Origin of the sequence: Cobetia sp. 1AS1, from assembly GCF_029846435.1 — a bacterium.
GTDB classification, from domain to species: domain Bacteria; phylum Pseudomonadota; class Gammaproteobacteria; order Pseudomonadales; family Halomonadaceae; genus Cobetia; species Cobetia amphilecti.
Map to the genome: position 1 here is coordinate 713,771 of NZ_JARWKU010000001.1, position 21,896 is coordinate 735,666.

At 61.9% G+C, this 21,896-nt stretch carries 20 protein-coding genes; 7 read left to right on the forward strand and 13 right to left on the reverse strand.

Translation table 11 applies throughout. The features are described from left to right. Positions 1-180: 180 nt before the first annotated feature. Entirely contained in the window at positions 181-1,212 is a 1,032-nt protein-coding gene (locus tag QD280_RS03025; RefSeq protein ID WP_279838277.1) for an LLM class flavin-dependent oxidoreductase, read from the reverse strand. A gap of 289 nt (positions 1,213-1,501) precedes the next feature. On the opposite strand from QD280_RS03025, the gene QD280_RS03030 reads away from it, so the two are divergent. After that, positions 1,502-2,269, forward strand: a complete 768-nt coding sequence (locus QD280_RS03030; RefSeq protein ID WP_279838279.1) for an extensin family protein — start codon at positions 1,502-1,504, stop codon at positions 2,267-2,269. Positions 2,270-2,554: 285 nt separating this feature from the next. Further along, positions 2,555-2,992 (forward strand): Sbal_3080 family lipoprotein, encoded by a 438-nt coding sequence (locus QD280_RS03035; RefSeq protein ID WP_131431883.1) that lies wholly within the window; start codon positions 2,555-2,557, stop codon positions 2,990-2,992. Positions 2,993-3,145: 153 nt separating this feature from the next. Here QD280_RS03035 and QD280_RS03040 read toward each other — a convergent pair whose 3' ends face one another. After that, entirely contained in the window at positions 3,146-3,568 is a 423-nt protein-coding gene (locus tag QD280_RS03040) for a hypothetical protein (RefSeq protein WP_153635572.1), read from the reverse strand. A 278-nt stretch (positions 3,569-3,846) separates the two neighbouring features. Between QD280_RS03040 and QD280_RS03045 the strand changes: the two genes are divergently transcribed. The 3 genes from QD280_RS03045 to QD280_RS03055 all read left to right on the forward strand — a co-directional run bounded on the left by QD280_RS03045 (position 3,847) and on the right by QD280_RS03055 (position 6,677). After that, positions 3,847-4,572, forward strand: coding sequence for an SCO family protein (locus tag QD280_RS03045; protein WP_279838281.1), 726 nt, complete (start codon positions 3,847-3,849; stop codon positions 4,570-4,572). After that, positions 4,569-5,045: a hypothetical protein gene (locus QD280_RS03050; RefSeq protein ID WP_279838282.1), complete on the forward strand. Its 477-nt coding sequence runs from the start codon at positions 4,569-4,571 to the stop codon at positions 5,043-5,045. Before QD280_RS03045 ends, QD280_RS03050 begins: the two co-directional genes overlap by 4 nt. A gap of 108 nt (positions 5,046-5,153) precedes the next feature. Then, positions 5,154-6,677 (forward strand): PepSY domain-containing protein, encoded by a 1,524-nt coding sequence (locus QD280_RS03055; protein ID WP_279838284.1) that lies wholly within the window; start codon positions 5,154-5,156, stop codon positions 6,675-6,677. Positions 6,678-7,026: 349 nt separating this feature from the next. Here the strand turns inward: QD280_RS03055 and QD280_RS03060 are convergent, their stop codons facing one another. From QD280_RS03060 to QD280_RS03085, 6 genes are all read right to left on the reverse strand, one after another. Next, positions 7,027-7,611: an NAD(P)H-dependent oxidoreductase gene (locus QD280_RS03060; RefSeq protein WP_153635580.1), complete on the reverse strand. Its 585-nt coding sequence runs from the start codon at positions 7,609-7,611 to the stop codon at positions 7,027-7,029. A gap of 245 nt (positions 7,612-7,856) precedes the next feature. After that, a complete protein-coding gene (locus QD280_RS03065) occupies positions 7,857-9,131 on the reverse strand; it encodes a Y-family DNA polymerase (protein WP_279838390.1) in 1,275 nt (424 codons plus the stop codon). Positions 9,132-9,139: 8 nt separating this feature from the next. Beyond that, a complete protein-coding gene (gene umuD, locus QD280_RS03070; RefSeq protein ID WP_043332158.1) occupies positions 9,140-9,601 on the reverse strand; it encodes a translesion error-prone DNA polymerase V autoproteolytic subunit in 462 nt (153 codons plus the stop codon). Positions 9,602-9,843: 242 nt separating this feature from the next. Beyond that, positions 9,844-10,155: a putative quinol monooxygenase gene (locus tag QD280_RS03075; protein ID WP_043332154.1), complete on the reverse strand. Its 312-nt coding sequence runs from the start codon at positions 10,153-10,155 to the stop codon at positions 9,844-9,846. 233 nt (positions 10,156-10,388) lie between these two features. Beyond that, the gene (locus QD280_RS03080; protein WP_279838286.1) at positions 10,389-11,879 is read right to left on the reverse strand and encodes a CoA-acylating methylmalonate-semialdehyde dehydrogenase; all 1,491 of its coding nucleotides are present in this window, start codon (positions 11,877-11,879) and stop codon (positions 10,389-10,391) included. A gap of 121 nt (positions 11,880-12,000) precedes the next feature. Beyond that, positions 12,001-13,350, reverse strand: a complete 1,350-nt coding sequence (locus tag QD280_RS03085; RefSeq protein ID WP_279838287.1) for an aspartate aminotransferase family protein — start codon at positions 13,348-13,350, stop codon at positions 12,001-12,003. 201 nt (positions 13,351-13,551) lie between these two features. Here QD280_RS03085 and QD280_RS03090 point away from each other — a divergent pair, with 201 nt between their 5' ends. Further along, positions 13,552-14,538, forward strand: coding sequence for a LysR family transcriptional regulator (locus QD280_RS03090; RefSeq protein ID WP_279830654.1), 987 nt, complete (start codon positions 13,552-13,554; stop codon positions 14,536-14,538). Further along, on the forward strand, positions 14,535-15,602 hold the full coding sequence (locus tag QD280_RS03095) for a LacI family DNA-binding transcriptional regulator (RefSeq protein ID WP_279838288.1): 1,068 nt from the start codon (positions 14,535-14,537) through the stop codon (positions 15,600-15,602). Before QD280_RS03090 ends, QD280_RS03095 begins: the two co-directional genes overlap by 4 nt. Before the next feature lie 64 nt (positions 15,603-15,666). Here the strand turns inward: QD280_RS03095 and QD280_RS03100 are convergent, their stop codons facing one another. The 5 genes from QD280_RS03100 to QD280_RS03120 form a co-directional block, all read right to left on the reverse strand. Next, complete coding sequence (locus QD280_RS03100) at positions 15,667-16,803, reverse strand: hypothetical protein (RefSeq protein WP_279838289.1); 1,137 nt, start codon at positions 16,801-16,803, stop codon at positions 15,667-15,669. A 170-nt stretch (positions 16,804-16,973) separates the two neighbouring features. Further along, positions 16,974-18,449, reverse strand: a complete 1,476-nt coding sequence (locus QD280_RS03105) for a sodium:solute symporter family protein (protein WP_279838290.1) — start codon at positions 18,447-18,449, stop codon at positions 16,974-16,976. Between the two features lie 526 nt (positions 18,450-18,975). Next, positions 18,976-19,404 carry a GNAT family N-acetyltransferase gene (locus tag QD280_RS03110; RefSeq protein WP_279838291.1) on the reverse strand — a complete coding sequence of 143 codons (429 nt, stop codon included), beginning with the start codon at positions 19,402-19,404 and terminating at the stop codon, positions 18,976-18,978. 64 nt (positions 19,405-19,468) lie between these two features. Continuing rightward, entirely contained in the window at positions 19,469-20,146 is a 678-nt protein-coding gene (locus QD280_RS03115; protein WP_347881948.1) for an XRE family transcriptional regulator, read from the reverse strand. Positions 20,147-20,509: 363 nt separating this feature from the next. After that, a complete protein-coding gene (locus QD280_RS03120; RefSeq protein ID WP_107334968.1) occupies positions 20,510-21,655 on the reverse strand; it encodes an aminomethyltransferase family protein in 1,146 nt (381 codons plus the stop codon). Positions 21,656-21,896 lie beyond the last annotated feature (241 nt).

A 21,896-nucleotide genomic window follows, 5' to 3' on the forward strand; every position in this document is an offset into this window, starting at 1 on the left:
CGTGGCATGAACTTATCGTCATGAACTCATCGCCTTGAGTTTATCGTTTTAAGCTCATCGCCTTCAGCTCATGACGTCAATACGTGCCTTCACGGCAGGCTCAGAACGACAAGACGCCGCTCACAGGAGATGTGAGCGGCGTCTTGTCTTGGCAAGCCAGTCAGCGTGAAGGGGCTCACGTCATTGACTGGCGGCCGGCGTCCGGCGGCCGGCGACCTCGGCGAGTATCTCGTAGCTCTTCAGGCGGTCGGCATGCTCATAGAAATCCGAGTTGAACATCATTTCGTCGGCCTGGGTTACCTCCAGCAGATGCTCGAGTTCGCTGCGAATGCGCTCTGGCCCGCCGATGATGGCAGCGGCCAGATTCTGGCCGACCATGGCTTCCTCGCGTGCTGACCAGTCCAGTGTCTCGCGTGGGGGCAGGGCACGCGTGCTCTTGCCGCGGATCAGATTGAGGAATTTCTGTTGCTGGGTGCTGGCCAGGAAACGGGCGCGTTCATTGCTGTCGGCGGCGATCAGGGGCAGGCCGAGCATCACGTAGGGCGCATCCAGCACCTCGGAGGGCGTGAAGTTCTCGCGATAGAGCTTGATGGCCTCCAGCATGTAGCCGGGGGCGAACTGGCCGGCGAAGGCGAAGGGCAGACCTTTTTTCGCTGCCAGGCGTGCGCTGTAGTCGCTGGAACCCAATAGCCACAGAGGGACATGAGTGCCTTGCCCCGGCATGGCCTTGACGCGCTGACCGGGTGAGGCCTCGCCCAGATACTGCTCGAGTTCGGCCAGGCGCTGGGGGAAGTCATTCACGCCGGCGGAAGGATCGCGGCGCATCGCCTGCATGGTGATGCCATCGGAACCTGGCGCGCGGCCAAGTCCGAGATCGATCCTGTCGGGGTAGAGCGTGGCCAGGGTGCCGAACTGTTCCGCCACCACCAGCGGGGGATGGTTGGGCAGCATGATGCCGCCCGAGCCGACCCGCAGGCGGGAGGTCTTGCCGGCCACATGGCCGATCAGCACCGAGGTGGCGGCACTGGCGATGCCATCGATGTTGTGATGCTCGGCCAGCCACAGGCGATGAAAGCCCAGCGCTTCGACATGCTGGGCGAGACTGACGCTATTGTGGAAGGTTTCAGCAACACTGCCGGTATCGCGGATGGGGGCAAGGTCCAGCACCGAGAGCGGGATCGTGCCCAGGCGTGAGGTAGGGGCTGTCGTCATGTGCGCTCCTGATAGCGGGTTGGCGTGCAGAGGGCAGCCGGGGCTTGGCCCCTCAAGGGCATGTGGCTGGTCTGCTGAATGGCGTCCAGCATAGTGGACAGCCGCGTCTCTGACAGCGCCTCGCCCCTTCATTTCACTGTTTCTGATATGGCATATATGAGGCGGTCGATACGTCATGCCATTCACGGTGGTCAGTCATCCTGGGGCAGGTGAAGCCCAGAGCAGGTGAAGTCCAATGCAGGCGACGCCCGGGGCAGGTGAGGGCCTGCAACGTGTACAGGAGGCGAACATGAACGGTTTGCAGCACAAGCAGCGCCGCAAAGGCATGGGGATCACGTTGATATGTCTGGTGCTCATCGGCCTGGGCGTTGCGATCCAGCGCGACATCATCGTGCTGGACCGCTGGATACCCGCTCACTATCTCCCGTGGGCGCCACTGCAATTGGAAGACCCGCCCGGCATGGTGACCGGCTGGAAGCTCTCACGCTTGAACGAGAACCCGGCCGCCTGTCGCGCATTTCTCGAGCGGGAAGCCCCGCAACGGGTTTCCTTCCTGCCGGACCGCCCCAGCGACAACGGCTGTGACCTCATCAACAGCGTACGCATGCATTCGGCGTCAGGCGTGAGTGGTGAGCAGGGCGTTCGCTTCAACCAGTCCTTCATTGCCAGCTGCCCGCTGGCGGTGAGCTGGTTGCGCTTCGAGCGCCATGGGCTCAAGTCTGCGGCGCAGGAAGTCATGGGGAGCGAGGTGACGCAAGTGTCCCATGTGGGCAGCTACGCCTGCCGCAACATCTACGGACGAGAGAACGCACGTCGCAGTGAACATGCCACTGCGGATGCGCTGGATGTCACAGGCTTCACGCTGGCGGATGGCCGTCAGATTCGCCTGCCGCGCGACTGGACGGCACCCGAGGATGAAGATGCCCCGGGCCGCTTCCTGCGTGCCGTGCAGGACGCCGCCTGTGAGAGTTTCGGTACCGTACTGGGGCCGGATTACAACGCCGCCCATCGTGATCACTTCCACCTCGGCACGCGGGGCTGGCGATTCTGTCGCTGAGCAACACCTGATGCTGCGTCGGGCACGAGTGCGGTAATGCGGACATCCGCGCACGCTGTCAGTGGGTCATTATTGGCTCGGCGTGATAAAGGGGACTCATGTTTGCCACGCCTGTCATCATTTGTCGGTGTAGCTGAAGGAGACTCGCGCTTGCATGGGGGGATTACGACTGATCACGGGCAGATTCCTCGCATTTATTTGTTTTCACTAATACCCTGCGGACAAGCATGCCTTCCATGGCATATCTCGCGATAAAGCCTCTTGTTCGATGACAGGGAGTCAAGAATGACAGGGATGACGAAGGCGTTATTGGCAGCTTCCATCACTTTCGTGATGGCCGGCTGTACCTCGGTGCAGGTTCAGCCTCTGGAACGCATGTCCTATCTGGATACCGTGTGCATCGAGCGCAATGAGGCCGTGATCGTGCCCGGCTTCCTGAGTGTGATCAAACGGGGCTTCAGTCGCAATGGCTTGAATACGCGAGTCTATGACGCTCCGGTCCCCGGCCATTGTGAAGTGATATTGACGTATACCGCTTTGCGCTCCTGGGACGTCACGACTTATCTGTCACACGCAGAACTCTGGCTCAATGATCCGTATGGCGATGAAATCGCCTATGCGCAATATCATCTTGTCGCAGGGGGTGGCCTGACGTTCTCAAAGTTTGCCGGAGTCGAAACCAAGATGAACCCGGTCATCGATGACTTGCTGGTCAACTACTGACGCCTCAGCCGTGATGGGCATTCAAGCCATCTGCTTGTACGCCTCACCGGAACGTCATTTCTCGCCATGATGGCGCACTTGATAGCGGGGCCGGCGCTTGTGTCATGCGCCGGCCCCTGCGGAGACTCTCGAGCCATCTGGTGTGCTGGAATCTCAGGGTGCCATGCCCATGCCACGGCTGATCGTCGGGGCGCAGCGCTCGGGGTTGATGCTGACCACGCGTAGGCGATGCCCATCGGGGAGCACGCAATCGAGCACCTGCCAGGCACAGCCGGGGGCGCTGCTGCCGTGACTCTCGATCAGATGCGCTCCCTGGGCCTGCCATTGGTCGCGGAAGCGGGCAAAGTCCGTTCGCTCGATCTCAAGCGTCAGCTGGCGGCTGTCGGGTTGCTCGGCACTGCGCTGCAACAGCAATACGCTGGTCTGCTTGTCTCGGCGATGGTTCAGCTCCAGGGTCGCGCTGGTGGCGTTGCGCAACAGGATGGGCAGGGCGAGTGTTTCGGTGAAGAAACGGCAAGCGGCATCGAGGTCGCGCACTTCAAGGATGGCTGGGTGCAGGGAAAGGCGCTGAATCATGGCGAAGCCTCATGGCGTGAGGGGAAGAAGGGGTTGGGGGACTGGCTCAATTGCGTGAGCATGGAGACAGTGTCGTGTTCGTCCGGGTGAGACGCACTTTGAATCTGATGATGGTGGTGATGGCTTTACGCTATCTGGGGCCTTGTCGCGCTTGCGAAGGCCCGGGGCAATCGCTGTGGCAACTTGTCGCATTAGTGGTTTCACGGGTGTGAATGGTTAGCATCCCTGTCATCGACCCTGCTGCCTTTACCTTCTCTGCACGCCACGCTGGAGTGTTCATGTCGCCGCGCAAGCTGATCCTGATGGGACTCAGTGCTTTTGCCCTCGTCATTATCGCGTTGATCACGGGGCTTTCTGCCTCGCATCAACCGCGTGATGCGTGGCCGACGACCCTCGAGCTGCCTTCCACGCGGGGACTGCTGCACGCGGACACCCTGTCTCGGGGGGAAGCGGGTCACCTGAGCGTGCTGATTCCCGGCTTTACGCATTGTCCGGATATCTGTCCGTTGTCGCTTGCCCGGCTGCAGATGGCCTGGCAACGCCTTGACGAGACGTCACGCGCGCATCTGCATCCGATGTTTCTGACGCTGGATCCGGCGCGAGACACCCTGCCCGTGCTGTCACGTTATCTGTCTGCTTTCAGCCTGCCGGTGACCGGCCTTCGCCTCCCGTCACAGGACGACACGCGTCTGGAGGAATTTACCCAGCGCCTCGGTATCCAGTTTCAGCGGCGAGAACCCGAGCAGAGTCATCCCCCTGAACACGCGCAAGCGCAGGCGTCGGCGGGCGAGGCCGATTACATGATCGACCACAGCGTGGCGATCTTCGTGATCGACGAGCAGGGTCGGCTGCGTGACACCCTGCCGCTCAGTCAGACGCCTGCGCAGCTTGCCGACCGCCTGACGTTCCTGCTCCAGTCCGTGGTCGCAGCGCCGTCTTCTGACAGTGTTGCGACCGTCAACACGAGCGCAAACGCGAACGTGCCGGCCACGGGGGGCGCATGACAGCGACTTGTCCCTCGACTCGCCACGCCAGGCGTGAATCCGTCTCCTATCATCGCGCCCTGTCGCGCCTGACTGCGGCCAATGGGCATGTCGTCTTCGTGATGCTGATCGCGTTGGCCGCCATGCTGGTCATGCCGCTGGCGGCCCCGCGTGTGGTGATGGTCAACGACCATGCCGTCTTCGAGAGCGTTGGTACCGGGCGTTGGGTGAGTGCCGATAGCGACTGGATAACGCGTGCCGCTCGCGAAAGCGGTTCGCAGACGCAGATCACCCATAGTTCCGCTGCCTCGGATTGTCCGTTGGCCAGCATGGCGGTCTTCACGCTGGCATTGGTCGCCGTTGCCCTGTTGCTGGCATTGGGGCGGTTGTCTCGCGACGCGGCCCCGCGTCCCTGCCTTGTCGCGTTCCGCGGCATCAATGTCTATCTGCGTCCGCCCGGGCGCGCGCCACCTCACGATTCCCTCGCGCCATGAATTGCTGGGCCACCTCGCGGTGGCTCTCCATAGTGTTCGGTGACCTCACGTTGACCGGCGGACAAAGCATCCGTCGCGCGTCGTGGCACCTGTCGATGGGTAATCGAGATGAGTACAACCAATACCGACTCCGCGGGTCGCGCCGCTCGCGGTTTCAGCGATATCTACCGCGCCGTGTGGCGCTGGCATTTCTATGCCGGCCTGCTGGTGCTGCCTTTCCTGACCTTGCTGGCCGTCACCGGCGGTCTTTATCTGTTCCGTGAAGAGATCGACCACTTCGTGCATGCCGACCTGATGAAGGTCAACACGCCGGTGGTGCAACAGGTCAATGGCCAGGCACAGGCGAGTGTCCCGCTGAGCGAGCAGGTGCGTGTCGCCGTGCAAAGTCTGCCCGGCAAGGCCGTGCGTGTCGTGCCGCCTGCGGCCAGTGACCTGACCACGGAAGTCGATATCGTGGCAGCCGATGGCAGTGGCAAGCAGGCGGTCTACGTCAATCCCTACAGCGGTGAAGTGCAGGGGCAGATGGCCTACCGTGACAGCATCATGTGGACGGTGCGCAATCTGCACAGCCTCGCCATCACCGGCCCCATCGGCAATGCCGCGATCGAGATCGCCGCTGGCTGGAGCATTCTGCTGGTACTCAGCGGCCTGTATCTGTGGTGGCCGCGGGGCCAGAAGGGCGGCGTCGTCACGCTGCGTACCACGCCTGCGCGCCGTCTGTGGTGGCGCGACCTGCATGCCGTGTGTGGCATCTTCGCCGCTGGTTTCATCCTGTTTCTCGCCGTGACCGGCATGCCGTGGTCAATGGTGTGGGGTGCCAAGGTCAACGAGTTGGCCAACGGGCATAACTTCGGGTATCCCGATGGCGTGCGCGTGAATACGCCGATGTCGGATACCCGTCTGGTGGACCAGGAGCGGACGACCTGGTCGCTCGAACAGGCCGTTATCCCGTTATCCTCCTTGCCGGCTGCAGCGACAAGCCACGTCGTGGACGAGGGGGAGCATGCTGGGCATGGCGGCGGCACCAGGTCTGGTGCCGAGCAGGCCTCCGGCGCTGCGGGCGTGCCGCTGAGCGCCGCCGAGATTGCCCATGCCGATATCGGCCTCGATCAGGCTGAGCGCATCTTCGCTCGCGAAGGCCTGGCGCCGGGCTATGCCATCAATCTGCCGGGCTCGCCGCAGGGCGTCTACACCGGCTCCATCTATCCGGATGCGCTGGAGCGCCAGCAGGTGGTGCATGTGGATCGCTATTCCGGCGATGTGCTGCTGGACATGCATTACGCCGATTATGGCCCGCTGGGTCGAGCGCTGGAGTGGGGCATCAATGTTCACCTGGGGCAGCAGTACGGGCTGATCAACCAGCTGGTGCTGGTACTGGCCTGTATCGTGATGGTGATGATGAGCGTCGGTGCGGGCGTGATGTGGTGGAAGCGTCGTCCGGTGGGCGGTATCGGTATCCCGCCGCTGCCCAAGGAGCGCAAGCGTATCGCCGGTGTCTGGGGCTTGATGATGATCATCGGTGTCATCTTCCCGCTGGTCGGCCTCTCGCTGATCGTGATGGGGCTGCTGGATTGGCTGTGGATTCGCGCCACGCACAAGCGAGGGGATGACCTGCAGGAGGCCAAGGTGTAAACGGGCACACCTCTCCACTGGCAGGCACGTTTACCGTCTTCGCCAGTGGATCTGCCATGCTCGCACCGGTCGTTCGACAAGGCCTACGCCTACCACGTCAATCGCTTCTACGACGATCCGTTCCAGGGTAGTGTACAGGGCGATGTACAGGTCAATGAGCCGGGGCGTATCTTCTGGACGCACGCCAGCTGGAGCTTCTGAGACCTGTACCCTCTCAATAGTGAGCGCTGGTCGCCGCTATTCGTTAGAACGCAAGAAGCCCGCCATCGGTCATGTCACCGGTGGCGGGCTTCTTGTATTACGAGCGGGCTCGAGTGCTTTCAGCGCTCGCAACTCATCTCTCGAGCCTTCAGGCGTGGCCGACGTGCTCGCGCAGGTGCGTGCGGTAGGCCTGGGTGTAGGCTGCCAGGTCAGGATTCTTGATCACATCAGTGGCCAGGTAGGTCGGCAGGGCCGTCATGCCGAGGAATTCCATCGCCTTGTGCACCGGGAAGTAGACGCCATCGATGCCCTTGCCCTCGAAGAAGTTGCCTTCTTCATCAAAGGCCTCAAGTGGTGCATTCCAGGTCAGTGACAGCATGTACTGGCGGCCCTGCATCAAGCCGCCAGTGCCGTAGCCCTGGGTCGGACTGGTGCGATGACGGCCATCGCTGGCGTACAGCGAGCCGTGGCCCTCAGTCAGGATGTCATCGAGATACTTCTTCACGGTCCACGGCAGACCCATCCACCAACCTGGGGTCTGATAGATGATCAGGTCCGCCCACAGCTGCTTCTCGATTTCCGCCTTGGCCTCGAAGCCTTCCTCGATGACGGTTTCACGCACCTCATGACCCAGCTCGGCCAGCTCACCGCGCGCCAGTTCATGCAGCGTCGCGTTCAGCTCGCCATTGGAATGGGCAAAGGCCTTGCCGCCGTTGATCAGTAGAATCTTCATGCCGGGTACTCCAAAACTGTTGGCTTTTCAGCAATGGCGCACAGCATGAGCGTTCGCAAGTCATTGATAAAGCGGCGCTGGCGTAAAACACCTTTGCTGTGGGTGCAACAATCCGATCAGGTTACGCGCGATATCTACGCATTCACTCCCTTCATGCCTTCTGCGGTATGAGCGCCGAGGAAAGGGATTGTATTGCTGATGGTTGTGGCGGTCGAAATTGCGCTCGGAGCTTTCGGCCAAGCCCACTAACGCAACCGCTTCAATTCCTGCCAGTTGGTGGTGTAGCGGGCGCTGCGGTGGGCGCAGCGCAGCTGCCAGGCGGCGTCGGGGCGTGCGACGCCCAGACGCACGGTGCCGCGGCCCATCTTCTGATTCATGGCGTCCAGTGTCGCCATCAGCTGCTGACTGCGTTCGCGCCTGGCGATGTCATCTTTGCTTTCCAGCAACGAGAGTTGCTCGCGTGGCTGGTCGATGAGGTCGAGCAGCATCACGCCAGCCTTCATGAAGCGATAGCCGCGCAGGTAGATATGCTCCAGCGCCTGTTGCGCGGCGGCGAGTATCTCGCGGCTGTCATTGGTGGGGGCGGGCAGCTCGACGATGGTGCTGGGTGAGTATTGCGGCAGGTCGGGTCGGTGACGATTGCTCTTGAGGAAGACCAGCACGGCGCGTGTCAGGCTGCCTTGATGGCGCAGTTTCTCTGCGCCGCGCTGGGCATGTTGGCGGATGGCGTCCCTGAGTTCATTCAAGTCACCGGTCATGCGCCCGAAGGAGCGCGAGGTCATGATGCGCTGGCGAGCGTCATCGGCATCATTCATCTCGAAGCAGGGTGTGCCTTGCAGTTCGCGCGCGGTGCGTTCCAGTACTACGGAATACCGCTGGCCGATGGCGCGCGGGTCGGCGCAGCGCAGGTCCCAGGCAGTGTGCAGGCCTTGCAGTGCCAGGCGTTCGACCAGTCGTCGGCCCACGCCCCAGACATCGCCCAGTGGCGTATCGGCCAGCAGGCGCTGGGTGCCGACTTCATCGGGTTCCAGCACGCAGACACCACCGAATTCCGGACGCTTCTTGGCAGCGCGATTGGCCAGCTTGGCCAGCGTTCGAGTTGGCGCGACCCCGACACACACGGGAATGCCGGTGAACTTGCGGACATTGCGGTGCAGGGTGCGGCTCAATGTCAGCATCGAGTTGCGATCAAAGCCATCGAAACGCACGAACATCTCATCGATGGAGTAGGGCTCGACCCCGGCGGAATATTCCTCCAGCACCTCACGCACGCGCGCCGACATGTCGCCATACAGCTCGTAGTTGGAGGAGAGCAGGTGGATGCGCCCCTCACGGACGAGTGGCTGTAGCTGGAAGGCGGGGGTACCCATCTCTACGCCCAGCGCCTTGAGTTCATTGGAGCGCGCGATCACGCAGCCGTCATTGTTGGACATCACGCCGACAGGGCGGCCCTCCAGGCGCGGGTCGAACACTCGCTCGCAGCTGGCGTAGAAGTTGTTGCAGTCCACCAGTCCGATCATTGGCGTCTTCATACCGCGTATTCGTGGATGACGGAGCGCACCACCCCCCAGACCTGGCATTCGAGGTCGAAGATCGCGACCGGCGGATACAGGGCATTGCCGGAGCTCAGATAGGGGCGCTGACCGATCAGCTCATAACGCTTGACCACCACCTCACCCTCGACCAGTGCCACCACGATATGCCCGGGACGGGCATCGATGGAGCGGTCTACCACCAGGGTGTCGCCCTCATAGATGCCGAAGCCTTCCATGCTGTCACCCGCCACCGTCATGAAGAAGGTCGCTGCCGGGCGCTTGATCAGCCGCTCGTTGAGGTCCAGCGTGCGCCCCGCGTAATCCTCGGCCGGCGAGGGGAAGCCGGAAATGCCAGCGCGCCCCGTGATGTGAGGGTGCGGCAGTGCACAGGGCTCCGGCGCTGGATGAGGGCGAGCCAGCGAGGCGTGGGATGGTTGAGCGGCAGATACGGTCATGGGTGGGGTCTCCTTTCGATACTGTATTCATATACAGTATCGGCGCTGAGAAGCCCTCAGGCAACCGATAATCCCTGCGAGTGCTGCACATTCACGAGACGCAGATCAGACGGGGTGTACCTGTGTTCAATGGTGGACGGCAGGTAAAGCTGCTAGCGGATATTGCTCAGCGGTATCTCACGAAAAAGCCCGGCCTCCTGGAGGCCGGGCTTTTTGGGGCTTTCCCAATGCTGTTCTGTCTATCAGCCCGCCGGGCTCAGGATGCGGATATCGCCATCGGCGATCCAGTCACCGGCGTTGTCGCGGAAGCGCTGCATGTGTTCGGTCTCACGGTGGGCCTGCAGCGCATCGTGGGATTCCCAGGCTTCCACCACGGTGATGGTATCGGGGCGTGGGTCGTTGTCCTTGTCGGCGGCGCGTTCGGAGTCCAGGCACGGGTGGTAGGCGTGGCAGCCATCTTCCTCGCGCACGGTGGGTGCGACGGCGCAGAGTTCATTGAAGACATCCTGAACGTGGCCTTCCTTGGCGGTAACGGTGGCGATTACCCAGATCATCTTGGCTCCTTGTGACGGTGCTGACCGCCGATGTTGTCGGAATTCTCGTGATGAGATGTCCTGACTATGTGGAGCCGTTTCTGGCCACTGCAAGGGGCAGGGGCTGACTGCCGGCATGACCCTGCATGATGAGCACACGTAAGCGCCGGACAGCAGGGCTGTCCGGCGCAGTTGTTATCAGGCGCAGTTGTTATCAGATGATGATCCGCGGATCAGAAAGCGAAGGCGATGGATCAGGACGGGAAGGCGAACTGGGCGCCTTCACGCAGGCCGGCGGAAGGCCAGCGCTGGGTGATGGTCTTGCGGCGAGTGTAGAAGCGCACCGCATCCGGGCCGTAGGCGGACAGATCGCCGAACAGCGAGCGCTTCCAGCCGCCGAAGCTGTGATAGGCGACCGGTACCGGCAGCGGCACGTTGATGCCGACCATGCCGACCTGGATGTGATCACTGAAGTAGCGGGCGGCTTCGCCATCACGGGTGTAGATGCAGGTGCCGTTGCCGTATTCGTGATCATTGATCAGCTGCATGGCGGCTTCCATCGAATCGGCGCGCACGACCAGCAGCACCGGGCCGAAGATCTCTTCCTGGTAGCAGGTCATCTCCGGGGTGACGCCATCGATCAGGGTGCCGCCGACGAAGAAGCCGTTCTCGCCGCCTTCGACCTGCGGATTGCGGCCATCGACCACCACCGTCGCGCCTTGCTGCTCGGCGCTGTCGATGTAGCCGACCACCTTGTCACGATGGGCCGCGGTGATCAGCGGGCCGAAATCATTGCCCTTGTCGCTGTAGACGCCGACCTTGAGGCCTTCCATCTGCTGCTTCATCTGCGCGATCAGCTTGTCGGCGGCGTCATCGCCCACGGCCACTGCGACGGACAGTGCCATGCAGCGCTCACCGGAGGAGCCGAAGGCGGCGCCATTCAGTGAGTTGGCCACGTATTCCATGTCGGCGTCCGGCATCACGATGGCGTGGTTCTTGGCGCCACCGAGGGCCTGACAGCGCTTGCCGTTGGCCGCGGCGCGGCTGTAGATGTATTCGGCGATCGGGGTGGAGCCGACGAAGCTGACCGCCTGGATGCGCGGGTCGTCCAGCAGCGTATCGACGGCTTCCTTGTCGCCATTGACGACATTCATGACGCCGGCCGGCAGACCGGCCTCCATCAGCAGCTCAGCGATGAACAGCGTGGACGTCGGGTCGCGCTCGGAGGGCTTGAGGACGAAGGTGTTGCCGCAGGCGATCGCCATCGGGTACATCCACAGCGGCACCATGGCCGGGAAGTTGAACGGCGTGATGCCGGCAACCACGCCCAGCGGCTGGAATTCACTCCAGGAATCGATGCCCGGGCCGGTATTGCGGCTGTGCTCGCCCTTGAGCAGTTCCGGGGCGCTGCAGGCATATTCGACATTCTCGATGCCGCGCTGCAATTCGCCCAGCGCATCGTGACAGATCTTGCCGTGCTCCTGACCGATCAGGCGGGCGATCTCGTCGGCGTGTTCTTCCAGCAGCTGCTTGAAGCGGAACATCACTCGGGCGCGCTTGATCGGTGGCGTGTTGCGCCATTCCGGGAAGGCGGCCTCGGCGGCCGCGATGGCTTCCTCGACCGTCGCCTTGCTGGCCAGGCGCACCTGACCGCCGACTTCGCCGGTGGAGGGATTGAAGATGTCCTGGGTACGGCCTTCGCTGTGATCGATGTTGCCGTTGATGAGGTGTCCGAGCGTCTTCATTGGGTGGGCTCCCTGAGATGACTTGTGAAATGAATGGCGATGAATGAAGTAGTGTTGATCGTCAGTTCTGAATGTTGATGGTCAGTCTTGAACGTCGATCGTCAGCCTTGAGCGTCGAGCGTCAGTCCTGGGCGGCGAAGGCATCGCCGAGGGCATTGATCAGGCGGTCCAGCTCGTCGTGTTCGGTGATGAATGGCAGGCCCAGCTGGATGGTGTCGCCGCCGTAACGCACATAGAAACCGGCCTTCCAGCAGTGCATGGCAATCTCATATGGGCGCCGCGCCGGCTCGCCGGGATAGGCCTCGACCTGCAGGGCACCGGCCAGGCCGTAGTTGCGGATGTCGCTGATGTAGCGCGTGCCCTTGAGCTCATGCAGCTTCTTCTCGAATACCGGACTCAGCTCGCGAACGCGGGAGATGAGCTGGTCGTTCTCGAGCACGTCGAGGGCTGCCAGCGCCGCGGCACACGCCACCGGGTGACCGGAATAGGTGTAGCCGTGGGGAATCTCCATCATGTAGTCGGGGCCGCCGTTGTCCATGAAGGTCTGGTAGATGTCGCCCTTGACGACCACGGCGCCCATCGGCACCGCGCCATTGGTGATCTGCTTGGCGACGTTGAGGATGTCCGGCGTGACCCCGAATTCCTCGGCGCCGCTCATGGCGCCCATGCGCCCGAAGCCGGTGATGACCTCATCGAAGATCAACAGGATGTCGTGCTGGTCGCATATCTCGCGCAGGCGCTTGAGATAGCCTACTGGCGGTGGCAGCACGCCGGCGGAGCCTGCCATCGGCTCGACGATGACGGCGGCGATATTGGAGGCATCATGCAGCGCGATCAGCTCCAGCAGCTCGTCGGCGCGCTCGGCACCGGTGCTGGGCATGCCGGGCGTGAAGACATTTTCCTTGAGCAGGGTATGCGGCAGGTGATCGGCATCGACCCCCTGACCGTAGAGCGAGCGGTTGGCCCCGATGCCACCGACACTGAAGCCCCCGAAGTTGACGCCGTGATAGCCCTTGCTGCGCCCGATCAGCTTGGTCTTGGTCGGCTTGCCTTTCTTGCGCCAGTAGGCACGCGCGATCTTCAGTGAGGTGTCGGCACTCTCGGAGCCGGAGCCGGTGAAGAAGACGTGATCCAGCCCCTCGGGCATCAGCGTCTTGATGCGGTGCGCCAGCTCGAAGGCCTTGGGGTGGCCGTACTGGAAGGCGGGTGCGTAATCCAGTTCGCGCAGCTGCGCGCTGACCGCCTCGGCGATTTCCGGGCGGCAATGACCGGCACCGCAGGTCCAGAGGCCTGACAGGCCATCGAAGATCTGGCGGCCCTGGGAGTCCGTGAAGTAGGCCCCCTGGGCCTTGGTGATGATGCGCGGGTCCTGCTTGAACTGGCGGTTGGCCGTGTAGGGCATCCAGTAGGCATCGAGCTGCTCCTGGCTCAAGCCTGCCTGGGCGGAAGGGGATGTATCGAAGGCGGTCATGATGTCTCCCACAGAGTGTGTTGTTGTTGGTTCTCGGCTCCTGTCCAACGAGATTAGGAAGTCCTTTTGGTAAGATAAATGCCATTGTCTTTATCTTCAGGAAAGCATTTACTTAACTTTCTGCTGGCGTTCGCTACGCCATCTCGGCGCAGTGAGGCGCCGTCTGGCGCGGAACCGTTCAACAACAGGAGGCGCGGGCCTATGCGAGGCGAGGTCATGCGGGGGCAGCTCGGCGATACCGACCTGCGTCTGCTGCGTATCTTTCGCAAGGTAGTGGAGTGCGGTGGCTTCTCGGCGGCCGAGATCGAGCTCAACATCAGTCGTTCCGCCATCAGCATGGCGATGAGTGACCTGGAGACGCGGCTGGGCCTCAAGCTCTGTCAGCGCGGGCGCAGCGGGTTTTCTCTCACCAATGAGGGGCGGGAAGTCCACGAGGCCGCGATGCAGATGCTGGCGGCGGCAGAGGGCTTTCGCACACGCATTAATGGCCTGCATGCCTGGCTCAAGGGCGAGCTGAACATCGGCATCACTGACAATCTGGTCACCATGCCCGAGATGCACATCACGGATGCGCTGAGTGCGCTGAAGGGTCACGGCCCGGAGGTGATGATCAACATCCGCATGATTCCCCCCAACGAGATCGAGCGCGCCGTGCTGGATGGCCGTCTGCATACCGGGGTGATCCCGACGCTCAAGACGCTGCCGGGGCTCGAGTATCGCTCGCTCTACGAGGAAACCTCCTGCCTTTATTGCGCGCGGGGCCATGTGCTGTTCCGTGAACCTCGGGCGGGCGATACCCTCGCGCGCGGGCGTCCGGTGGGCGAGGAAGAGATTCGCCAGCATGATGCGGTGCTGCCGGCCTACGCGCAGACGCCTGCGATCAAGGCGCTGCATGAGCCGCTCAAAGCCGCCGCTTCCGCGACTGACCGCGAGGGCATCGCCTTCCTGGTGCTTTCCGGGCGCTATCTCGGCTATCTGCCCACCCACTATGCCGAGCGCTGGGTGCGCGATGGCCAGATGCAGGCGCTCAGCCCGGTGGCCAACTCCTATGTCACCTATTACAGCGCCATCACGCGCAAGAGCCGCCCACCCAATCTGGTGCTGGAGCGTTATTTGACGGAGCTGGATGCCCTGCGCCAGGCGAAACCGGCCCGAAGAGCGCAGGCGGCGAGGGAGAGCAAGCCATGAACAAGCCCAGGCGTGCCGGGGTCAGGGAAGTCGCCCAGCTGGCGGGGGTGTCGGTCGCGACGGTCTCGCGGGTACTCAACAATCCGGAAAAGGTGGTGAAGAAGACGGCCGACAAGGTGCTGGCGGCGGCCGACGCACTCGATTTCCTGCCCAACAATGCCGCGCGTGTGCTGTCTCAGCATCAGTCACGCACCCTGGGAATCGTGATCCCGACCTTCGAGAACCCGATCTACGCCAAGTTCATCGATGCATTGGAAGGCGCGCTGGCGCGGGCGCACTACAGCCTGCTGGTGACGACCACCCAGAAGGGGCGGGTGACGGAATTCGACAAGGTACGTGAGCTGGTCAACATGGGGGTGGACGCCGTGATTCTGCCCGGAGGCAGTCATGCCGCCGAGACACTGGACTACCTGTCACGCTTCTCGGTGCCGGTGGTCTTCAACAGCATCTACTTGCCGGATTCGCCGTTGATCACGGTGGGCTATGACAACTACGGCCTGGCCAAGGCACTGGCGGAGTATCTGATGTCCTTGGGCCATCAGCGTATCGTCATCCTCTCCGAGCCGCTGGCGCACAACGACCGTGCGCGCCTGCGCTACGACGGCGCCGTTGCCGCGCTGCAGGCGCTGGAGAGTGCCAGCGCCGATCGCGAGCATGATCAGTTCGTCGATGTCACCACCGCCGGGGCGAGCGCCGCGATAGGCGAGCTTTCTTGTGAGGCTGGGGGCGCGCTCGATGGCGAAGGGCAAGGCGGCCTGCGGGATGGCATTACCGCCGTGATGTGCCTCAATGACGTGCTGGCCAGTGGTGCCATGCTGGCGCTGCAGCGGCGGGGAATCCGTGTGCCGCAACAGGTCTCGGTGGTGGGATTCGATGACCTGGAAATGGCGGAGTTCCTCAATCCACCGCTGACGACGGTAGACCTGCCGGTGGAAGAGATGGGCGAGGTGATCGCCCGGGCGTTGATCCGCCATCTCGAAGACGATGCGCCCTTGACGTCACGCTTGCTGGACGCGTCGCTGGCGATTCGTGGCAGTGCAGGCCCGGCGCCCAGCCAGGGCTGAGCACCTGTTCACGGGGCCTGATTCTCGGGGCCTCACTCACGGGGCCTGACTGATAGCGCCTGACTCACAGCGTCTTGTAGTCGACCCATCCCGGACCATAGATCGGCTGCAACCAGGCGCGGTGCAGGGAGTTGTCCAGTGACTCGGCCTGAAAGCGCACGTACTTCCAGTCGCCGTCCAGTTCCAGCTCCCACTCTGCAGCAGCGGTGGGGGCCGTGATCTCGATCAGCTGCGGCGCGTCTGGCTCGCCCGCGCCTGTGAGGGGCATGCCTCGCTGCACCATCGCCTTCCACTTCACCTTGTCCTGTGCGCTGACGCGCAAGGTGTAGCGTCCCTGCTGTTCAGACATTGCCAGTGGCGTATCGGCCAGCATCACCCCGGTGCTGGCATAGAAGCGGTTACGCTTCACGTTGCGCAGGATATCGGCCTCGTTGAGCGCCGCGGCCACCATGATGAAGCCCAGTGGCGCGTAGTTCTCGTAGACATATTGTTCGCGATAGAACTCGTCGTTGCCGGCAAAGCCTGCACAGCGCACTCCCTCACACAGAAGATCATCCCAGCAGGGCTCTGCCAGGTGCGGCGCGTAGGGCCTGGCCCCCATGTGTTCCTCCAGGATGGAAAGGCCGTTGTAGACCTCCATGCCCATGATGTTCATCTCCGCGAGGCGCGCACAGGGGTTGAGGAGCGTCTTCTTGATCTGTGTCCATTCGCCGCCTTCCCGTGGACGGGTGGTCTCGAAGAAGTTGGGATGGGCGCAGATCGACAGGCCGCCGACCTTGCCCATGCTCAGCACATGCAGATATTTCGAATGCTCGCCGGCGAAATAGCCGTCGAGATAGCCGCCATCGTCGATGGTGTCGTTCTGGATCTCGCGCCCCGGAATCACCACGAAGTCATCACGCTGCTCGCCACGTGAGAACAGCTCGATATTGTTGAGGTAGGGGTGAACCGACGTGCACACGAAATCGAAGTGGAAGGGAGCGGCCTGTGAGCGCCGGATCACTTCGTCATGATCCTCGCCATGAATCCGGTCCATCGAAATGCTCTCATCGAGCGCTTCGCGGGTATGCACATGGATATTGCCCTTGAGCCAGCGCGTGCCGGGCTGAGGCTTTGACTCGCTCAGCGGGGCGTAGGGATTATGGACACGATGGGCGGCTGGCCTGGCGGCGCTGTGGGAAGTCGGTACTGCTCGGGTCATGTGAGTCATCCTTGTCATGACGGCGTGCCAGAGAATCCTGCTGATCAGTCAGCGGGTGAAGAGATCACAAGCAAGCGGCAAGCCAGGCACCAGGGGCGGTGAAATGGCTCGTGGCGATGACAAGCCCCGAGCCACTTCCTGTCTTTGCGGTCCTGGTGATCCGGTGTCGCTCAGACAGCCTTCGAGGCCAGCGCGATATCCGGTTTGGCGGCGTCCGGGAGAGCGCTTGCGGCGTGTGACTCGGCGCCATCCCAGTAATAGGCCGCGACATCCTCGCTGGGGCTATGGCGGGTCAGCTTGCTGACGACCACCAGCACGACCAGCGACGTCAGGAAGCCCGGGTAGGCGGGGTCGATGCCAGTCGACAGCAGTGGCCAGAGGGCGGTGACACTCAGGGCGCTCGCCATGCTGCTGATGCAGCCCCGGGACGTCGCATGCTTCCAGAACATCACCGCGAAGAACGGGAAGATCAGCGTGGTGGCCGAGATGCGCAGCGCCCATTGATAGGCCGAGATGATGTCGGTCATCAGGAAGGTGACGCCCAGTCCCAGTACGCTGATGATGACGACACTCAGGCGCGCCGAGGCCATTTTCTGCTTCTCGTTGGCGTGACGATTGATGAAGTTGCCATAGAGGTCATGCGCCAGGTTGGAGCTGCCCTGCAGAATGTAGGAATCCGCCGAGGTCATCAGGGCGGCCAGCAGGCCGACGATGACCAGCCCGCCGATGGCCGGGTGCAGCAACTGCATGGTGACGTAGGAGAAGACGAGATCGGCCGAGGTATCCAACGGCACGAATTGGCGTGCCAGCACGCCGATGCAGTAGGGAAAGAAGGAAATCAACATCACGATGGAGAAGCCTGATACGCCGGCCTTGATGGCCACGTCTTCGCTCTCGGAGGCGAAGATGCGTTGCCAGGTGCACTGCCAGACGAGGTAGAACGGCGCCACCGTCAGCGCGAAGGTCACCACTTCCATCGTCTTGCCCTCGGGCAGCGGGGCGAGGAACTCGATCGGCGTATTGAGCAGTGCATGTTCCAGTCCTCCGGCATAACTCAGGGCAGTGAAGCCCAGCACCATGATGCCGGCGATCAACAGGATGCTCTGCAGGGCATCGGTGACGATGGCCGCTTCAAGGCCGCCCAGAATGGTGAAGCCGAGAATCAGCGCAAAGGACACGAAGATGGCGGTATTGAACTCCAGCCCCAGCACCACGGTGAGAATGGTGCTCATGCCGATGATCTGGATCGCGGTGGCAGGCACCGAGTAGACGAAGGCCGAGAAGAACGAGGGAAACAGACTGGCCTTGCGGCCGAAGCGGCGCCCGAACAGATCCGCCAGGGTATAGAGCTTCTTGCGACGCAGCGGGCGACTGAAGAAGATGACCAGCATCAGGCTCGCGATGATACCGGGCAGGGCGAACATGAAGTAGCCGGAGAGCCCCTTGGAAAAGCCCATCCCCATCCAGCCGATGAAGGCTGCCGCACCACACCAGGTGCTGATGGTGGTGCCGGTGATCTTCCAGTAGCCCATGTTCCAGCCGGCAATCAGATAGCTGTCAGAGGTCTTCACCTTGCGGAAGTAGTAGTAGCCGATCGCGAACATGATCACGAAATAGCCAATGATATAGGAGTAGTACCAAGCCATTGTCGAGTCTCCGTTTATTGTTGATTGTTCTATGAAGGTCATGCATGGAGCAGGGCGTACGTGGCGTAGCAGGGACTGAAGCGACCCTCTGATTGTTGGGGATGATGCAGTGGGGCAGGTAGCGGACATGGCCGGGGCAGCCATGTCTTGTCTTCGAATGTAACCCGTTACATCGACTCAATCTAGCCGAGAAAAAGGCACTGTCAAAAACATATTTCACCGGCGGACGAAAGTCTCATGCCGGCGCGATGGCAAGATTCTCGTGGGGAGGGATGTCATGCAAGAAGCGGCATCCTCATGCCTCTTCGCGCAGAAAACAGGTGCCGTAGCTGGAGGAAACGACGACAACTCTGCCGCCATTCAGGCGATATGACTGCCAGAGGAATGAAGGGCTATACAGGTCGCGTCTCACAACGCTGTCATGGCAGGCGATTTTTTCTTCGGCCTGTGGGGCATGGCAGGGCATGAAATCGGGGCGTGCTCAGTCAGGAATGTGGGGCGAGCTCGATCAGGAAGGCGGGCAGAATCACGGGGTCATCTGAAAGACGCACTGTGTCTTGGCCAGCGTAAAGCCGCAGGCGGCATAGAATTTCCTGGCGACATCGCGTGCCTCATGGGTGCGAACTCGCAGGGTCAGCGTCTCGTCGGTTGCCCAGGCAATGGCCTGCCTGGCCAATGCCCGTCCTGCGCCTTGTCGTTGCGCCTCTTGTGCGACGGACAGGCCCAGTATCTCGATGAAATCGGCTGAAGCGACACGAAAGACATGCTGGGCATGCAGCCAGCCAATCACTTCACCCGCCTGTTCCGCCACCCAGATGCGGTCATGGCGTGACGCCAACAGGTGCTCCAGTCGCTGCAGGATCAACGCATCATCGTCGTGGGGCAGATAACCCAGTGCGGACGCGACGCGTGAAATTCCCTGAGCATCCTTGGGTGTGGCAAGGCGAATCTTCATTGATGTTGTCCAGTCCCCATGACGATGATGATGGATGTTCGAGGGGCTCATTCGTCAAAGAGGCTCATTCATCGTCGTAGTGAATGATCGACAGCAGCTGAATCGGCACCTCGTTCAATTTCTCGGGACCATGCGGCACACCGGCATCGAAGGCCAGGCTGTCACCGGGCCCCATGTCATAGAACTTGTCACCATGACGGTAGGTGAGGTTGCCGGAAAGCAGGTAGATGAATTCATGCCCGGCATGACAGAAGTTGGGGAAGACTTCGCTGGCGTCATCCATGGTGATCAGGAAGGGTTCGTAGCGCTTCTTGGGACCCTGCTTGTAGCTCAACAGTTGATAGGCATGGCCGACTTCCGTGCCGGTGCGCACCACCTGCATGCCTTGTCCGGCCTTGATGTGCTGGGCACCACGCCCATTGACATCGTAATCGCTGAACAGCTTCGAGATCGGCAGGCTCAAGGCATTGCACAGCTTGTTGAGGGTATCGAGGCTGGTGGACACCTGGGCGTTCTCCACCTTGCTGATCATGCCCTGGCTGACACCGGCGATACGCGAGACGTCGGAAATCTTGTAGCCCTGCGAGACTCGCTGCTGCTTGAGCGCGCGCGCAATGTGCTGCTCGAGTCCCAGGCGTGTCTCGTCAGCTGCCGCGGTGATGGTCTCCTTCACCTCGGACTGCGCGGCAGGTTCCGCGGCCAGCGAAGGCGCTTTCGTGTCAGGAGCTTTCGTGTCAGACACTTTCGTGTCAGGCGCTGTCGGTTGAGGTGTATTGGAGGAATGGGAGGATTCTCGCGGCATGGATAACTCCTGTGGCGGAGGTGAATGCGATAAGGACAATGATCAGGCGGGGTGAGAATACGCGTCCTTGTGGGAGTCGTTGCGCGTCACCCGCGTGCGAATATCGGGTGACATTATCAAGTTTACCGCCAACCCTCATCCACGTTTGTGGCCAGTCCTCGGTCTGACTCCATGGCATGTGATGCAAGAGGCCTCCTCGACGCCATGCCGAGGAGGCCTCTCAGGTTTCACGCTATCCAGCATCACGCGATTCGCGCTGTCGCCGCGGGGCTTGAGCTGTTGCCTCGTGGCTGTGGCGCGCGATCAGCCGCGAGCCAGACGCTTGGCCTTTTCCGGGTCATCGAAGGGCAGGGAATGGCTGATGGCCGAGAGGCTGGTCTCGCCGTCAGTGCCGGTCTTGAGGGTCAGCGGGGTGCCATGCTCGGCATAGCCGGGTTCGAGACGTGCCAGCGCCATGGAACGATCGCTCAGGCGCGAGTACATGCCCTGGGTGATGACACCGACACACTTGCCGTCGGCGTAGACCTTGTCACCGATCTGGGCGACGTCTTTCGAATCCAGCAGCACGCCATAGACCTTGACGCGCTCCTTGCCCTGCAGCGCGAAGTGTTCGCTGGCGCCACGGAATTCGGTCTTGCCCGGCGAGACGGTGAAGTCCAGTCCCAATTCCCACAAGGTGTCGCCCACCGGCTGGTCGGGGTACGGGTAGGTTTCGGAATTGTCCGCCGGGTAGAACAGCAGGTGGCTCTCGACCCGCAGCCAGTCAAGGGTGCCGAAGCTGCACGGCTTGATGCCCATGTCGGCACCCTCCGCGAGAATTTGTTCCCACAGAGAGGGGGCGTCCTTGGCCTTGCAGAAGATCTCGTAGCCACGCTCGCCGGTGTAGCCGGTGCGCGAGATCATCACGTGGCAGCCGAACAGCTGGGTCTGCAGATGGTGGAAGTAACGCAGCTCACGGATACCCGGCACGTGACGCTCCAGGAAATCCACCGCGACCGGCCCCTGCAGTGACATGTCATGCATGTCGTCATCGAAGGTCAGGCTGACGGCGCGTCCCAGGGCACTCTTGGCCAGCATTTCATTCGCGGTGCCCGTGCCGTGCACCACGAGGTAGGAGTTCGGCGCCAGGCAATAGACGATGCAGTCGTCGACGAACTTGCCGGCCTCATTCAAGACGCTGGCGTACACCGACTTGCCCGGATACAGCTTGGACATGTCCCGCGTGGTGACGTAATCCAGCACGGCCTGAGCATGCGGGCCATTGCAGTGGATCTTCTTGAGCCCCGAGACATCCATCAGACCGGCGCGGGTGCGAATGGTCTCGTGGTCATCGGCCGTGTCCGAGACGGCGTAATTCCAGGCGGTGCCCATGCCATTCCAGTCTTCAAGCTCCGCGCCCAGCTTGCGGTGTTGTTCGGCCAGTGCCGAGATGCGCCATGAATTCGCCATGCGTCCCTTTCTCCTGTGAGTCGTGCTGCCTAGCGTAAATGGGGGTGCCGTAGTCCTGCTGATGCTGGCGAAGATGGCGCGCAAGACGCGCATCCGCCGCAGGAGGTGTTGTTGTTCTTTCGCCTTTTCAGGCGCCTCTTCAGGCGCTTCACAAGGGCTTGTACCTGCTGCTTGCCTTGCCTGATCGCACGAGGAGCGATTCTTCAAAGGAAAGAAACATTCCTCATGGTTAAGCAAGGGG

What these genes read in the sequence shown, in the direction of transcription:
- QD280_RS03045 (WP_279838281.1), top strand. Translation starts at nt 3,847, where the DNA reads ATGTCGCCGCGCAAGCTGATCCTGATGGGACTCAGTGCTTTTGCCCTC.
- QD280_RS03090 (WP_279830654.1), top strand. Translation starts at nt 13,552, where the DNA reads ATGCGAGGCGAGGTCATGCGGGGGCAGCTCGGCGATACCGACCTGCGT.
- QD280_RS03060 (WP_153635580.1), bottom strand. Translation starts at nt 7,611, where the DNA reads ATGAAGATTCTACTGATCAACGGCGGCAAGGCCTTTGCCCATTCCAAT.
- QD280_RS03095 (WP_279838288.1), top strand. Translation starts at nt 14,535, where the DNA reads ATGAACAAGCCCAGGCGTGCCGGGGTCAGGGAAGTCGCCCAGCTGGCG.
- QD280_RS03065 (WP_279838390.1), bottom strand. Translation starts at nt 9,131, where the DNA reads ATGATCGGACTGGTGGACTGCAACAACTTCTACGCCAGCTGCGAGCGA.
- QD280_RS03110 (WP_279838291.1), bottom strand. Translation starts at nt 19,404, where the DNA reads ATGAAGATTCGCCTTGCCACACCCAAGGATGCTCAGGGAATTTCACGC.
- QD280_RS03030 (WP_279838279.1), top strand. Translation starts at nt 1,502, where the DNA reads ATGAACGGTTTGCAGCACAAGCAGCGCCGCAAAGGCATGGGGATCACG.
- QD280_RS03055 (WP_279838284.1), top strand. Translation starts at nt 5,154, where the DNA reads ATGAGTACAACCAATACCGACTCCGCGGGTCGCGCCGCTCGCGGTTTC.
- QD280_RS03120 (WP_107334968.1), bottom strand. Translation starts at nt 21,655, where the DNA reads ATGGCGAATTCATGGCGCATCTCGGCACTGGCCGAACAACACCGCAAG.
- QD280_RS03085 (WP_279838287.1), bottom strand. Translation starts at nt 13,350, where the DNA reads ATGACCGCCTTCGATACATCCCCTTCCGCCCAGGCAGGCTTGAGCCAG.
- QD280_RS03040 (WP_153635572.1), bottom strand. Translation starts at nt 3,568, where the DNA reads ATGATTCAGCGCCTTTCCCTGCACCCAGCCATCCTTGAAGTGCGCGAC.
- QD280_RS03100 (WP_279838289.1), bottom strand. Translation starts at nt 16,803, where the DNA reads ATGACCCGAGCAGTACCGACTTCCCACAGCGCCGCCAGGCCAGCCGCC.
- QD280_RS03050 (WP_279838282.1), top strand. Translation starts at nt 4,569, where the DNA reads ATGACAGCGACTTGTCCCTCGACTCGCCACGCCAGGCGTGAATCCGTC.
- umuD (WP_043332158.1), bottom strand. Translation starts at nt 9,601, where the DNA reads ATGACCGTATCTGCCGCTCAACCATCCCACGCCTCGCTGGCTCGCCCT.
- QD280_RS03105 (WP_279838290.1), bottom strand. Translation starts at nt 18,449, where the DNA reads ATGGCTTGGTACTACTCCTATATCATTGGCTATTTCGTGATCATGTTC.
- QD280_RS03080 (WP_279838286.1), bottom strand. Translation starts at nt 11,879, where the DNA reads ATGAAGACGCTCGGACACCTCATCAACGGCAACATCGATCACAGCGAA.
- QD280_RS03025 (WP_279838277.1), bottom strand. Translation starts at nt 1,212, where the DNA reads ATGACGACAGCCCCTACCTCACGCCTGGGCACGATCCCGCTCTCGGTG.
- QD280_RS03075 (WP_043332154.1), bottom strand. Translation starts at nt 10,155, where the DNA reads ATGATCTGGGTAATCGCCACCGTTACCGCCAAGGAAGGCCACGTTCAG.
- QD280_RS03035 (WP_131431883.1), top strand. Translation starts at nt 2,555, where the DNA reads ATGACAGGGATGACGAAGGCGTTATTGGCAGCTTCCATCACTTTCGTG.